This is a genomic window from Cyanobacteria bacterium FACHB-DQ100 (genome assembly GCA_014695195.1).
GTDB lineage: Bacteria > Cyanobacteriota > Cyanobacteriia > Leptolyngbyales > Leptolyngbyaceae > Leptolyngbya.
Genome location: JACJNW010000023.1, coordinates 185,405 through 200,462, shown reverse-complemented (window position 1 = coordinate 200,462; position 15,058 = coordinate 185,405). Strand labels below are relative to the sequence as shown.

The window sequence follows — 15,058 nt, the reverse complement described above, 5'->3', positions numbered from 1 at the left end:
CGCCTTCAATCCCGTTAGCGATCAGAATTAAACCGCCATATTGCCCGGATCGGAGTTGTTTCCAGCGGCAATTCCTAGCTGTTTGCGGCTTTTTTTGAGTTGTTTCCACAACGATCGAATTTCTTGAAACGATTCTTCAGGTGTCATCTTACCGCCTGTCTCCAGACAGCAAATATACGACACTCGCTGAGAAAACTCCTGCAAATTCGCATTAAACACCAAATTCTCTGGTTTGACTTGCCCCCGATAGCGGCTGCGCGGGTATAAGAAATTGTGTTGATCTGCCATCTCTTAATCTCCTGATAAAAAGGGTTTTGGTGTTTGCGCTTCAGCGACATTATTCGCTGGGTTGCACGATCGCGGGTTGCTCCTGTATGAGAGGAAATCTGACCAATGTTCTAATTTACCTTGTCTTAACCAAAGGTTAACCTAGTCTTCCGGAGGATGTTGTATCTAAAAACACGATTTTGCCGAAATTAATTCAGATATCGAACTACAACCGTAATCTCAGTTTTCACCGATTTTGGCGCAAGCTTTCACAAAGCATAGTTTGTTGTTGGATAAGTTGCTCACTAGGTTTAGAGACGATTAGTAAACCGTAGTTTGACAGTGGCGTTTGAACACTGAATAAAAGATCGAGAATGCAGCACATTGAATGCAGTAAATTGTCTGTCTTTGTAATAAGCCGTAAGAAATCTGTACGATAGGAGGGATTTTCGGTCACATTCGCGTGTGCTATAGGCATCGCCCACTCCAATATGATCAACTCCCTGTCCTGGTTCAACTCGTTTGTTTTTTCACCCCCACTGCTCGCTGCTGCCGAAGCAGAAAGCAGTTCTCTCGTATTGGCAGGCGTTCTGCTCAGTTTAGTCGTCGTGTATTTTGCCAGCAAAATTGGCGGTGAGATTTGCGCTCGACTCGACTTGCCCTCGGTTCTCGGTGAGCTTGTTGCGGGTGTGATTGTCGGTGTGTCCGCGCTGCATTTGCTGGTGTTTCCAAGTGCGGAGTTCGATGCAAGCCGATCGCTGGTGATGCAAGCGCTCCAAATGACTGCACATCTTAGCCCCGAATCGCTCAATCTCGTATTTGAAACGCAGAGCGAAGTGATTTCAGTGCTTGCAGAGATCGGAGTCGTGATTCTGCTGTTTGAGATTGGGTTAGAATCCGATCTCAAAGAACTGATTCGGGTCGGTTGGCAAGCCGCGATCGTCGCTTGTGTCGGGGTCGCCGTTCCCTTCGCGCTTGGCACAGCCGGACTGATGACCCTTTTTAATGTCCCTGCAATTCCGGCAATTTTTGCAGGAGCTGCCCTGACCGCAACCAGTATCGGCATCACCGCACGGGTATTGTCGGAACTGCAACAGCTTAGCTCTAAAGAAGGACAAATCATCATCGGAGCGGCAGTTCTAGATGATGTGCTTGGAATTATCGTGCTGGCAGTGGTTGCAGGACTGGCAAAAACTGGAGAAGTACAAGTCACCAGCGTTATTTATCTGATTATCAGTGCTGCTGTCTTTTTAATCGGTAGCCTCTGGCTCGGACGATTGCTCAGTCCCTTGTTTGTCACCCTGGTGAATGAGCTGAAAACTCGCGGACAGCTACTGGTAAGCGCTTTGATCGTGGCGTTTGTGCTCGCAGATATCGCCGCCGTCATTCAGCTAGAGGCAATTTTAGGCGCGTTTGCTGCGGGATTAATTCTGGCTGAAACCGAGAAGCGGGCGGAGCTTGAGGAGCAAATCAAGCCGATCGCAGATATGCTTGTGCCTGTCTTTTTCGTCGTCGTCGGTGCGAGAACCGATGTCAGTGTGTTGAATCCGTTTGATCCGGCGAATCGCGAGGGCTTGATTATGTCTGCCTTCTTGATCGTGGTCGCGATCGTGGGGAAAGTGGTCACGGGCTTTACGCTGTTTGGGCAATCCGGATTAAATCGACTGGCGATCGGAGTCGGAATGATTCCACGCGGCGAAGTGGGGCTGGTGTTTGCGTCGTTTGGTGCCAGCACGGGCATCCTCTCAGATGCGTTACAGGCAGCGATTATTGTCATGGTGATTTTAACCACCTTTCTTGCACCGCCGCTGTTACGCGTCGTCTTTCCTCAAACTGACTCTGTAGCTGTTCCAAATCTCAGTAGCGTCGATGACCTCTGAGCAAAAAAATTAGGCTGAACTTGAGGCATCCATACTAAAATGCTCTAGCCCAAACCTGAGAAATGAGATTTTTTAGGTTTGGGATGTCCTTGTGTCACGCTTTGGGGTGTATGCAGCCGCTATTTCTAAAAAATTTGATCTCGCCTTTAAGAAACTCGATCGGGGTTCTTTGCGTCGCCCACACCGAGTCTAGACAACTCTATTTTCCAAACAAAACGAAGCGCAAATTTCCAGATCTCAGGAACGAGCTTGGGAATATTAAGTCAGTCGATCCAGTGATTTGATTTTGCTCTGAATTTTTTGAGTAATAATCGTTGAATTTCTGCGGTGAATATCAGCTTCAGTCTTGATGTTTAGCTGAGCAAATATTCATCGATCGTGGGTGAGAGAGGATGCAAATTTAATTTTGGCGATCGAAGCTGTCAGCGAAAAGTCTTAATTTCGTTGCTCAATTTTGATTATCAAAGCATAGAAATGATTGCCGAAAAATAGCGGCGCAACGCACAAAAGGAGAGAAAAGTTGGAACGCGGTCTTCAGTCTACCAGTGCAAAAAAGTCTCAAAGAAGATTTCATTTCCGGACTTACTTTTTGCTCTGCTCATTCTATTTTTTGCTATTCACCTTTCCGGCTCAAGCAGCAAGATTACAGTCCTGGCGCTTGAGTCCAGCCCAGAATCAATTGGAATTTTCGACCGATGATGGCGTTCAGCCCAAGGCACAACTGCTGAACGATCCAACTCGATTGGTAATCGATCTGCCAGGTGTCACATTCGGGCGACCACAGGTCACAGAATCTTATAACGGTGGCGTGCGATCGATTCGGGTGGGACAGTTCGATCGCCAAACCACTCGAATTGTCGTTGAATATGCACCTGGATACACTGTTGATCCGAGCCGCATTCAATTTCAAGGCAGAACCGCAAATCAATGGTCGGTACAGCTTCCTACGCCAACCTTTTCAGGCGTTGCAACCCCTCCTGTAACCCAACCTCCCATTACCCAGCCTCCCATTGCTCAACCCCCCATTAGCCAACTGCCGCCAACTTCGACAGGTCGCACCTTTGTTCAGAGCCTTCAAGCAACCGGAGATGGCTTATTTCTAAGAACAACGGGCGCTACTCCACAAGTTCGATCGCTGAGATCGAACGATCGTCGCCAGATGATCATCGACATCTTTGGCGCAACCCTTTCTCCGAATCTGTTTCCGCGTGACCTTCCAGTGAATGTAAGCGGTGTCTCTCGCGCTCAAATCTCACAATTCACGCCAGATAGCGTTCGCTTGACCTTAACGCTGTCCCCCCAGAGTGCCGATTGGCGAGCTAGCGCGAGTCCTTCTGGCGGGTTAATTGTCTTACCTCAAGCTGTAGGTTCAACTCCGGTCACACAGCCTCCGGTCACACAGCCTCCAGTCACGCAGCCTCCTGCCAGTCAAACCGCGATCGTTCAATCTGTCGAGCTTGATGCGAATCGCCAACTGATTATCCGTGGCAATCAGCCGCTTAGCTACACCACAGGCTGGGATCGAGCGACTGGAGCATATCGAGTGTTGATTCGATCGGCACGCACCGACCAGAGCTTTAGAGGGCCTCAACTGCCTGCAGGTAGCTCAATTCTGCAAGCGCGAGTCCGGCAAGACGGCAACGATCTCGCACTCTTGTTCGTGCCTGCTGCAAATGTGCAGTTTGGCGACATTGTGCAGACATCTCCGCAGCAGTTGATCTTACCTGTGCGTCGCGGATTGTTCCCGGTTACTCCGCCGACGACACCCCCAATCACGCCTTCTCCGCTCCCAGCCCCGCCTACGACTAATCCGCGCCCCGTTCCGCCGCGTGTTCCCAATGGTCGCCTAGTCGTGGTAATCGATCCGGGACATGGCGGGCCTGACCCCGGAGCCGTTGGCATCAGAGGAATTCAAGAAAAAGAAATCGTGCTCGATATCAGCCGCCGTGTCCAGGCAAATCTAGAGCGAGGAGGGGTTCAGGTCGTGATGACCCGCAACGCTGATACTGACCTTGATCTCCAGCCCCGCGTTGATATTGCACAGCGAGCAAATGCAACCGCATTTGTCAGCATCCATGCCAACGCCATCAGTATGAGTCGTCCCGATGTGAATGGGCTAGAAACATACTATTTCCAAAGTGGCTTGGAACTGGCCCGCACAATTCATCGCAATGTCCTGCAAGGAACTGGAGTTCAAGATCGAGGAGTTCGCAGTGCCCGCTTCTTTGTTTTGCGCCGCACCTCGATGCCTTCTGTTCTAGTGGAAGTTGGGTTTGTCACAGGTCGGACTGATGCGGCTCGCTTGGTAGAGTCATCCTATCGTCAGCGCATGGCGGATTCGATCGCTCGCGGCGTTCTCGAATATCTAGGGAGCCGCAGTTCGCGTTAAATCCTACCCATAATCCTACCCCTACGGTGTTGAGCCACTTGACAAGAGCGCTTAGACTGAGATGAAAGTAAGAAGCCTGAAGCAAAAAATCAGAGTACGATTGCTTCAGCCTTCTGGCTTTTGATGTTCTGATCTGAATGTTCTGAGTGGTGTGAGGAAGTAAGACATGATCAACCTGGGAGAAGAGTTCGGTTGCTTAGCTGAGTCACCGAATGGCTCAAATCCGATCGGGCTATTTGATAGCGGGGTCGGTGGCTTAACGGTGCTGCGCGAGATGTATCGCCAGCTGCCGAACGAATCGCTGTTGTATTTTGGTGATACTGCTCGTGTTCCGTATGGCACTCGATCGCAGGCCGAAATTATTCAGTTTGTGCGCGAAATTTTGAATTGGATGGTAGAACGTCGCGCCAAAATGGTGATTATGGCGTGTAATACCAGCTCGGCATTGGCGATCGAAACCATCCGCCAAGAGTTTCCAAGTCTACCGATTCTGGGTGTGATTCTGCCAGGTGCAAGGGCAGCCGTCAAACAAGGACGACGCATCGGAGTAATTTCGACTCCTGCCACTGCTGCCAGTGATGCCTATCGCCAAGCCATTCTTGAAGTTGAGCCGACCGCTGAAGTTTGGCAAATTGGCTGTCCTGAGTTTGTGCCATTGATTGAGCAAGGGCGAATTGAGGATTCTTATACTTATAAAGTCGCTCAACGTTATCTCAAGCCGCTATTAGATCAAAGCATTGACACGCTAATTTATGGCTGCACGCACTATCCGCACCTCGCTCCGGTTGTGAGATCGATCGTCCCCAGTTCAGTACAGCTGATTGATCCGGCCGTCTCCGTTGCGAAAGCAGCCGCGCAGGAGTTGGAATTGCTGGGCTTGCGATCTGCACAGCCTCCTTTACCGACGCAGTTTTATGTCAGCGGCACTCCAGAGCCATTTGTGGAAGTGGCGCAACGCTGGCTCGGTTACACTCCGACAGTACAGCAAGTGACACTCTCGGAATCGGTCGCCGTGGGTTAAGACCATTGGTTAAGACTATTTGGAGCTTGGTGAAGGAGCTAGGTTTGCGCTTGTCGCCACTGCTTCAATTCCTCAAGCGTGTTGAAGTTAAGCGGCGCGATCGTGCCGCTTGAAACCGGCTAAACTGAGAACCGCAAATTTTTAATCCCCTAGATTTGCGGATTTATGAGTAAAATAAGGTCACAAGCCGTAAAAAAACTTAACCTATAGCTTCTGAGTCGGCAACTACATGACCTCAGCCACATCCCTCTTTTCTCCGGTAGAAGCGGATTTACGTTTACTTGCCGAGAACCTTAAAAATCTGATCGGTGCGCGTCATCCTATTCTTTACGCTGCCGCAGAACACCTGTTTAGCGCCGGAGGAAAACGTATTCGTCCCGCGATCGTCCTGCTCGTTGCTCGTGCTACGATGCGCGGACAGGAGATTACTCAGCGTCATCGCCGTCTTGCGGAAATCACTGAGATGATTCATACCGCTAGCTTGGTGCATGATGATGTGATCGACGAGTCGGAGATGCGGCGAGGACTTCCCGCAGTTCATAGCCGATTTAGTACACAGGTTGCCGTATTAGCCGGGGATTTTCTGTTTGCTCAGTCGTCGTGGTACTTGGCAAATCTAGAAAATATCGAAGTGATTAAGCTGTTGTCTGAGGTGATCAAAGACTTTGCCGAAGGTGAAATTCAGCAAGGATTGCTTCGTTTTGATACAGGTTTAACGATCGACTCTTATCTAGAAAAAAGCTATTACAAGACGGCATCTTTGATCGCAAATAGCTCGAAAGCGGCAGCACTATTGAGTGATGCTTCCGATGCAGAGGCACACAAGCTGTATCAGTACGGACGGCACTTAGGCTTAGCGTTTCAGATTGTTGATGATATTTTCGACTTTACCAGTTCAGCCGAGGGGCTTGGAAAACCTTCGGGATCGGATTTAAAGAGTGGAAATTTGACGGCTCCGGTGCTGTATGCCTTAGAAGAAAAGCCTTATTTAGAAGAGTTGATCGATCGAGAATTTGCTCAGGAAGATGATCTAGAACAAGCCTTGGCGCTGGTAAGAGATAGTCAAGGCATTCAAAGGGCGAAGGAATTAGCAACCTATCATGCCAAGGCTGCGATCGAACATCTATCAGATTTGCCGCCTTCTGACTCGCGCCAAGCTTTGATTAAGCTGACAGACTATGTATTGAACCGATCGTATTAAAGCTTAAAGTTGGACTTCACTGAATCTAGGCAGGTAACCCTGCCTTTTTTTATTGCAAAATCTAACCAGCGATAGAAGAGATTCGCTTCTATCGCTATCTAGCTATATAAACTTATCCTACGATTTCTGACTCCTGAAGGATGGGGATTGCGCCATTTATTACTACGCTTAAACGCAATGGTTATGAAATTTCACATTTGTTTTCATTCATCGTGTTTTGGTAAGAGAAATTATGGCTATCTCAGGTGAGCGTCCCCGGATCGCATTGATTTCCGTGCATGGCGATCCCGCGATCGAAATTGGCAAAGAAGAAGCGGGCGGGCAGAATGTCTACGTGCGGCAAGTGGGCGAAGCGCTCTCGCGGCAGGGGTGGCAGGTCGATATGTTTACTCGTCGATCGACTGCTGATCAGCTTGAGATTGTGCAGCATAATCCACATTGCCGCACGATTCGGCTCACCGCAGGCCCGAAAGAATTTATTCCGCGTGATGATCTGTTTGGTTATTTGCCGGAATTTGTGCAGAATTTTCAGCAGTTCCAAACTGATTTGGGCGTTGAATACCCGTTAGTGCACACCAATTATTGGCTATCGTCTTGGGTTGGCATGACGCTGAAAAAGCTCCAAGGCTCGAAGCAGATTCACACTTATCATTCATTAGGAGCCGTTAAGTATCAATCGGTTTCAGCGATTCCGATGATTGCAAAGACGCGGCTTGCAACGGAAAAACAATGTCTCGAAACCGCAGAGCGGATTGTTGCCACCAGCCCTCAAGAGCAGGAACATATGCGATCGCTCGTTTCGCAGCACGGCAACATTGATATCATTCCTTGTGGAACTGATATCAAGCGGTTTGGTCAAATTTCTCGCGCTGAAGCTCGTGAGGTTCTGGGATTGAATCAAGATGACAAGATTGTGCTGTATGTGGGACGGTTCGATCGACGTAAAGGCATTGAAACCGCAGTCCGCGCTGTCGGGCGATTACAGCACGAGAATCTGAAATTGATTATCGGCGGTGGCAGTCGTCCGGGACAAAGCGATGGGATGGAGCGCGATCGCATTGAAGGGATTGTAAATGAATTAGGCTTGCAAGATATCACGCTGTTTCCCGGTCGTTTGGGGCTGGAGAATTTGCACTTGTACTATGCTGCGGCAGATGTTTCGGTGGTGCCGAGTCATTATGAGCCGTTTGGATTGGTGGCGATCGAAGCAATGGCAAGCGGTACTCCGGTGGTGGCCTCAGATGTGGGTGGATTGCAGTTTACGGTGATTCCTGAAGAGACTGGACTGTTAGCACCCCCGAAAGATGATGCGGCATTTGCACAAGCGATCGATCGAATCTTATCTGATTCAGCTTACCGCTATCAGTTGGGACGGGCGGGACGCGATCGGGTTGAACAGATGTTTAGCTGGGATGGAGTAGCCTCTCAGTTGGGCAAGCTGTATCAGCAAGTATTAAGTGTGCCTACGGTTGAGCGATCGGCGGTGAGTGCATAGCGATCGGAATTCAAATTGCTTAAAGCTCCAACTTTTCTTATTGTGAAAGGTTGGAGTTTTTCGATGTTTATTCAGGGATTGGCGGCAATAAAATCTCTAGCTGGATTAGCAAGGGTGGCAATTCTGAATGAATAATTGTCCACAAAGTTTGTTGGCTGATCCAATCCTGCAATTCAACCATTTTCCCAAACCTGAAGCACTTACATTTACATTAGCGAAACGTGCGCGGCGATAACTTTCCAACCGTCAGCCGTTCGCATCCAGGTTTGGCTTTGTCGTCCAGTTTTACCAGAGCGGACAAACTCCGTATTTGCTGTAGCAAAATCCTGCCCGTAAGTGGTGATCACTGTATGGTGTAGGGTTCGATCGAGTCCCACCGCCGATCGCCCTGCCCGAAATTGCGCGATCGCTTCATAGCCATATAAATTCTCAGTTGCACCATAGCGAATCGTATGCGGACTTTGCCAAAAAAGCTGATCTAACACCGCAACATCATTACTAATTAAAGCCTTTTCATATTGTTCAAAAAGGGCAGTCACTTCCGCCAACACATCAGGAAGGTTAATTTCCATCGCAATTTGCTCCTCAACCTTTAAGACTATACTTCCTTGCAGATTTCAAACATCGTTCAGTTTGATACGGTCAAGCTATCCCGAAATGATGTTTGAAATCATGAATTTAGCCGTCGCCGAGCTTCCTACCGAAATTCCCACTGATCCGATCGAGTCTGCCGAAGCGGTTGGATTACACTACATCAGCGACGAGATGCCAGGAATTCGACGCAAGCGATCGGGAAAAAGCTTCATTTATTTTGATCCAAATGGCGATCGTATCAAAGACGAGAAAACCATTCAGCGCATTAATTCTCTCGCAATTCCGCCTGCTTATCGGGACGTGTGGATTTGTCCGCTTGAAAATGGGCATTTGCAGGCAACTGGACGCGACGCAAAAGGACGAAAGCAGTATCGGTATCATCCACTGTGGCGATCGATTCGCGACCAGACAAAATTCTCCCGCATGATTGCTTTTAGCCAAGCCTTACCAGAGATTCGGCGGCGATTAGAGCAGGATTTAGCGCTTCCCGGATTGCCGAAACAAAAAGTATTAGCGACTGTTCTCAAGCTCATGGAACTAACGCGAATTCGAGTCGGCAATGAAGAATACGCGAAAACAAATGAGTCTTACGGTTTAACAACATTGCACGATGATCATGTGAATGTGATTGGCTCAAAAGTTCGCTTTACATTCCGGGGAAAAAGCGGAGTTGATCATGCGATCGACATCAACGACAAACAACTTGCAAAGATTGTCAAACGTTGTCAAGATCTCCCCGGTCAGGAGCTTTTTCAATATTTAGATGAGAATAAACAACCGCAAGATATTAAATCGAGTGATGTGAATGATTATCTGAGAGAAATCACAGGTCAAGATTTTACAGCAAAAGATTTTCGCACTTGGGCAGGAACAGTTTTAGCCGCTACTCATTTAGCTGAAATTGGCAAATTTACCTCACAAACAGCCGCAAAAAAGAATATTACACAAGCGGTTAAATCTGTGTCTTCTTATTTGGGAAATCGCCCTGCAACTTGCCGGAAATATTATATTCATCCGGGTGTATTAGAGGCGTATTTAGATGAATCGCTGCATGATTTAGTTGAAAAACACAGCACGATCGTCATCGAAGACTGCCACGCGCTCCAGGCTGAAGAATTAGTCGTGGTGGCGCTGTTAACAGGAGAAGTAAAGGATTAATTGCATCCTTGAGCAAACTGCTTACTATGGATTAGAGCGCACGATCGCAAATCTGACTGGACTCAAATTCGGTCAGTTGAAATGCCGCGCTCAAGGTAAAGTAGGGAAAGTTTTATTAAGAAGCATTACATCGGGTTCATGGATCTGCGATTTCTGTACAGTCAGCTACTCGTTCAATGCCTCCTTGGATTTTCTGCAATTGTTCTTGCAGAACTGATACGGGACGCTTATCACCTTGCCGGACACTACTGGCAACCCCTAAAACGTTTTCATAATCTCCATCACAAAGCTTATCGTCCGGATTTGACGATCGCCAGTTTAGAACTTTACCAACGGGCGCAACTCTACAACGATGTGCCAGAATCAATGGCAATGTTCAGCGCCACAACCCTACTGGCAGGTTTGACCCAAATGCCGGGATTCTGGTTAGGATCACTCTACTCGCTGGTGTTTCTAATTCCAGCTTTGGCACGATCGCAAGGCTTACTTTTACAAACCGATGTCACCCACAAGCCTGGGGATTTAATTGATTTACCAAAGCCTTGGATTGTGAATCGCACTTACCACTGGCGACACCATTTTGATCAGCCAAATGCTTATTTCTGTGGTCACTTTACGATCGTAGACAAAATGCTGGGAACAAGCTTGTCGCTCAAAGATAAAGTCGTGGCGGTTACAGGAGCGTCTGGCACGCTGGGACAGGCGTTAGTTGCAGAATTAACTCGGCAAGGTGCAAGAGTGATCGCACTGACAACCCGTGAAAATGCAAGCTTTGATCCCAAAGTTGAGGTGCTGCAATGGCAGATCGGAGCGGAAGAAGACCTTCGATCGCGCCTGCAAAAAGTGGATATCTTCATTCTCAATCATGGGGTGAATGTGTATGGCGATCGTTCTCCTGAAGCAATTCAGACTTCATACGAGGTCAATACTTTTTCGACTTGGAAGCTCGCAGAATTGTTCTTAGAAACTGTTACTGTGTCTTCGCATAAAGCGCTCAAAGAGCTTTGGATCAACACTTCAGAAGCAGAAGTAAACCCTGCTTTTAGTCCGCTTTATGAACTATCGAAGCGAACATTAGGTGATTTGATTACTTTGCGGCGATTAGACGCACCTTGTATTATTCGGAAGCTGATTTTAGGCCCGTTTAAGAGTCAATTGAATCCTTATGGGGTGATGTCAGCATCGGGTGTCGCTTGGGCGATCGTTGCTTTAGCAAAACGAGATTTTCGCGACATTATTGTGACGATCAACCCGCTTACCTATGCGCTGTTCCCGGTAAAAGAGGCGTTGCAGTCGCTTTACTTCCGATTGTTTACAAAACCCTAACTTTTAGATTTCGAGTGGTGTAAGAACTCCGGCTGCATTAGGCGATCGGAGTTCTGTTGTTTTCAATAGAATAGAGAAAGCGCGAGGAAAGCCTATGTCATTCAGCCAGTTCAGAACGATCGGTGAAGTCGTCAAAGAATTCCAAGTGCGATATACCGAAGCAGAATTTATTCAGCAACTCGCATTTCAGATTTCTGAGTATTTTCGAGAAGATTTGCAGTTAATGCTGCGCGAGGCAGTCGTTGATAATTCTGAGTTTGCGATTTGTGAGAATTTAATCTATCCCGTTCTGAAGGAAGTTTGGAAACACTACCGCGATCGCTTCATCATCTGGAGCCATCAATCCCTGAACTACGATGAAAGGCTGGGTGGCTTTCCAGAGTACATTCTGGCACGTCGGTCTCCACTCGGTAAAGTCGTGTTTGACAAACCCTATTTGCTTCTAGTCGAAGCGAAACAAGACAACTTTGAAACAGGTTGGGCGCAATGCCTTACAGAAATGATTGCGGCTCAGAAACTCAATGGAGAACCGGAAATTATCATTTACGGAATTGTGTCGAATGGTGATCGCTGGCAATTTGGCAAGCTCGAAGCCGAGGTCTTTACCCGCAACACAACCTTCTTCACGATTCAGGAACTCGATGTTCTGTTTGGCGCATTGAACTACGTGTTTCAACAGTGTGAAGTGCAACTGAGAAGTTATGTTGCGGTTTAGTTTTTTACAGTTTGTTACCTTGTCTGGTTCCTCACCATCAACGTTTTAGACTTGTAAAGCATCCTCGATCGAACCCCGTATTTAACGCTATGTTTCCAACCCATCGCCCTCGTCGGCTCCGCACCCATCCCCAACTGCGCCGCATGGTGCGGGAAAACGTTTTAACCACCAGCGATTTAATTTACCCGTTGTTTGCTGTACCCGGACAAGGAATTGCCAATGAAGTGAGATCGATGCCGCGAGTGTATCAGTTGTCGATCGATAAAATTGTCGAAGAAGCAAAGCAAGTTTACGATCTCGGCATTCCTTCGATCATTTTGTTTGGCATTCCTGACGATAAAGATACCAATGCAACCGGAGCTTGGCACGATTGCGGTATTGTCCAAAAAGCAGCAACAGCCGTCAAAGAAGCCGTTCCAGAGTTAATCGTGATTGCGGATACGTGCTTGTGTGAATACACCTCGCATGGGCATTGTGGCTATCTCGAAGTGGGCGATTTGACTGGGCGCGTTCTCAACGATCCAACCCTAGAACTGCTGAAGAAAACCGCAGTTTCGCAAGCAAAAGCTGGAGCCGATATTATTGCGCCCTCTGGCATGATGGATGGCTTTGTCGCTGCAATTCGAGCAGGATTGGATGAGGCTGGATTTCAAGACATTCCGATTCTGTCTTATGCAGCGAAGTATGCGTCTGCTTATTACGGGCCATTCCGGGATGCTGCGGAATCGACTCCGCAATTTGGCGATCGTCGCACTTATCAAATGGATCCTGGCAATTCGCGAGAAGCGATCAAAGAAATTCAACTCGACATTGCAGAAGGCGCAGATATGCTGATGGTGAAGCCTGCTTTGGCTTACATGGACATCATTCACCAGGTCAAGCAAGCGTCTAACCTTCCCGTCGCGGCTTACAATGTGTCGGGTGAGTATGCGATGGTGAAAGCCGCAGCCCTGAACGGCTGGATCGATGAAGAACGAGTCGTCATGGAGACCTTGCTCAGCTTTAAGCGGGCGGGAGCAGATTTGATTCTGACTTATCACGCGAAAGATGCAGCCCGTTGGCTAGGTGCATGATTGTTGAATAGAACTTTTGCGTGAATGCTTTGCCGAATCAAATCTGCGGCTATCCAAACGAAGTCCGTCTACATTTGATTCGGCAAAGCATTCACGCTTCACGCAAAGATTTAATATCAGTGTCAAGCGCGATCGTGCTTCTCATGTTCTAAGCAACCTGTAGTTTCAGGAAAAGTTGTAGGAGAAAAACTGCGGTAGAATTCCCCTGCACTGGATAGAAGGAAGTGTTGTGAACTGGAAGCGAATTCTGCCTTATCTCACTCTGTTACTTTGGGTTTTGCCGATCGTTCTAATTCGCAGTTCTCAGCAAAGCCTGATGGCACACGATGAAGGGATTTATGCAACGCAGGCACGAGCCATTCTGAGAACCGGAGACTGGATTACGCCACAGTGGGGCGGGGGATATAGCTTCGATCGCACGATCGGAATTCAATGGCTGATTGCCGGATCGTATTTGTTATTTGGAACGAATGAGGGAGTCGCACGACTCCCAAGCGCGATCGCGTTTGTGCTGAGTGTGTTGCTGACGTACGCGATCGGGGTACGGTTGACTACGCCTCGAATTGCTTGGCTTGGGGCAGCGATTTTTAGTGTAATTCCGTTAGTAGTGCAATACGGACGATTAGCTACGCAAGATATGGTTCTCGTCTGCGTGGAACTGATCGCAATTTGGACGCTACTCATGGCAGAATCTTCAGAGCGTCCCTGGAGGTTTCTCACAGGCTTGATGTTTGGTGTGGGATTCATGATCAAAGGATTCATGATTATTCCCGCGACGATCGCGCTATTTCCTTATCTAATTTTTCAGCATCGCCGCCATCGTCATTTGTTTGATCCCCTACTGTACTTGGGATGTGCGATTGGGTTATTGCTACCGATTTTTTGGCTATGGGCAGCAGTTGAAAAATATGGAACCGCCCCCATTCAAGAACTGTTTGGTAAACTAATTCATCTAAAGGGGCAAACCTATCAGGGTGCAAATCAGTTCTATTATCTCTGGAATATTCCTGCAAATGGTTTTCCTTGGGTCTTTTTTGCGTTAGCTGGTTTGTGGCTTTCGTGCTTTCATTCTGATATTCGAGCATTGTTAAAATCGAAGCAGAGTCGTTTTTTACTGATTGGCTATCCGGTTATATTATTTATTGAATTAAGTATCTTTGGAACGCGAACACACTATTATCCAATCCAGTTAATGCCGTTTATTGGATTATTCGCGGCGATCGCACTGTCTCATCTTGCATATCTTTACAGGCAGCGCAAACAAACGGGTTTATTCATCGGGCTAAATCTATTTATAGGCGCGATCGCAATAATTTTGCTCGTCATTGTGAATCGGCGCATGATGATTGCTCAGGTATTTTCAACCACACTGCGGAGTGGCACGATCGAATCGATTGCGCTGGTTGTGCTGGCTGTGGGATTAGGGTGGCTCAGCCTACCTGTAATTTGGCTACTGCGGAACCGTGTTTCGAGGCATCAATCTGCAAATTATTGGATCGCAGTTTGGCTACTTACATCCTGGTTAGCAATGGCAATGCTGCACCTGACTGGATTATGGGGAGACTATGATCCCCGACTCAAACAGTTTTTGTCACAGCCGAATGTTCAGTCAATTTTGCGATCGCAGCCTGTGAGTTTTGTGGTGAATGAAGCGTTGATTAGTCGCGACGATCGCAAGCGGCAATTGCTGCTGAATTTTTATACGCCCCAAATTGGGCAATACATCAAAGATCCGAAAATTTCACCGAATACAAAGTACGCCTGGATTGATCCCAATCTTGCCAAAACGCCGATCGTGAATTACGAGCCTGAAGAAATTTTTGAGGGTTGGGTCTTGGCGAAGCGCTCAGGCTCTTGACAAATTATCACATCCTAAGATTCCAAAAGTTTGAGAGATTTTTGCAAAAGAGTGCCTCAAGTCTGGCGATAGAGTCTAGCG

At 47.8% G+C, this 15,058-nt stretch carries 12 protein-coding genes; 10 read left to right on the top strand and 2 right to left on the bottom strand.

Features of this window, described 5'->3' with window-relative positions; translation table 11 throughout:
- Positions 1–27 precede the first annotated feature (27 nt).
- Entirely contained in the window at positions 28–288 is a 261-nt protein-coding gene (locus H6F51_09050) for a hypothetical protein (protein MBD1822644.1), read from the bottom strand.
- 470 nt (positions 289–758) lie between these two features.
- On the opposite strand from H6F51_09050, the gene H6F51_09045 reads away from it, so the two are divergent.
- The 5 genes from H6F51_09045 (at position 759) to H6F51_09025 (ending at position 8,253) form a co-directional block, all read left to right on the top strand.
- Positions 759–2,147, top strand: a complete 1,389-nt coding sequence (locus tag H6F51_09045; GenBank protein MBD1822643.1) for a cation:proton antiporter — start codon at positions 759–761, stop codon at positions 2,145–2,147.
- A 589-nt stretch (positions 2,148–2,736) separates the two neighbouring features.
- On the top strand, positions 2,737–4,536 hold the full coding sequence (locus H6F51_09040) for an N-acetylmuramoyl-L-alanine amidase (GenBank protein MBD1822642.1): 1,800 nt from the start codon (positions 2,737–2,739) through the stop codon (positions 4,534–4,536).
- A gap of 166 nt (positions 4,537–4,702) precedes the next feature.
- Entirely contained in the window at positions 4,703–5,557 is an 855-nt protein-coding gene (locus tag H6F51_09035; GenBank protein ID MBD1822641.1) for a glutamate racemase, read from the top strand.
- Positions 5,558–5,786: 229 nt separating this feature from the next.
- Positions 5,787–6,758 carry a solanesyl diphosphate synthase gene (gene sds, locus H6F51_09030; protein ID MBD1822640.1) on the top strand — a complete coding sequence of 324 codons (972 nt, stop codon included), beginning with the start codon at positions 5,787–5,789 and terminating at the stop codon, positions 6,756–6,758.
- Positions 6,759–6,990: 232 nt separating this feature from the next.
- Complete coding sequence (locus H6F51_09025; GenBank protein ID MBD1822639.1) at positions 6,991–8,253, top strand: glycosyltransferase family 1 protein; 1,263 nt, start codon at positions 6,991–6,993, stop codon at positions 8,251–8,253.
- A 206-nt stretch (positions 8,254–8,459) separates the two neighbouring features.
- Here the strand turns inward: H6F51_09025 and hpxZ are convergent, their stop codons facing one another.
- The gene (gene hpxZ / locus H6F51_09020) at positions 8,460–8,825 is read right to left on the bottom strand and encodes an oxalurate catabolism protein HpxZ (protein ID MBD1822638.1); all 366 of its coding nucleotides are present in this window, start codon (positions 8,823–8,825) and stop codon (positions 8,460–8,462) included.
- A gap of 100 nt (positions 8,826–8,925) precedes the next feature.
- On the opposite strand from hpxZ, the gene H6F51_09015 reads away from it, so the two are divergent.
- From H6F51_09015 to H6F51_08995, 5 genes are all read left to right on the top strand, one after another.
- On the top strand, positions 8,926–10,005 hold the full coding sequence (locus H6F51_09015; protein MBD1822637.1) for a DNA topoisomerase IB: 1,080 nt from the start codon (positions 8,926–8,928) through the stop codon (positions 10,003–10,005).
- 138 nt (positions 10,006–10,143) lie between these two features.
- Entirely contained in the window at positions 10,144–11,331 is a 1,188-nt protein-coding gene (locus H6F51_09010) for a bifunctional sterol desaturase/short chain dehydrogenase (protein ID MBD1822636.1), read from the top strand.
- 94 nt (positions 11,332–11,425) lie between these two features.
- Positions 11,426–12,046, top strand: coding sequence for a hypothetical protein (locus tag H6F51_09005; GenBank protein MBD1822635.1), 621 nt, complete (start codon positions 11,426–11,428; stop codon positions 12,044–12,046).
- Positions 12,047–12,135: 89 nt separating this feature from the next.
- Complete coding sequence (gene hemB, locus H6F51_09000) at positions 12,136–13,119, top strand: porphobilinogen synthase (GenBank protein ID MBD1822634.1); 984 nt, start codon at positions 12,136–12,138, stop codon at positions 13,117–13,119.
- 229 nt (positions 13,120–13,348) lie between these two features.
- A complete protein-coding gene (locus H6F51_08995) occupies positions 13,349–14,977 on the top strand; it encodes a glycosyltransferase family 39 protein (GenBank protein ID MBD1822633.1) in 1,629 nt (542 codons plus the stop codon).
- Positions 14,978–15,058 lie beyond the last annotated feature (81 nt).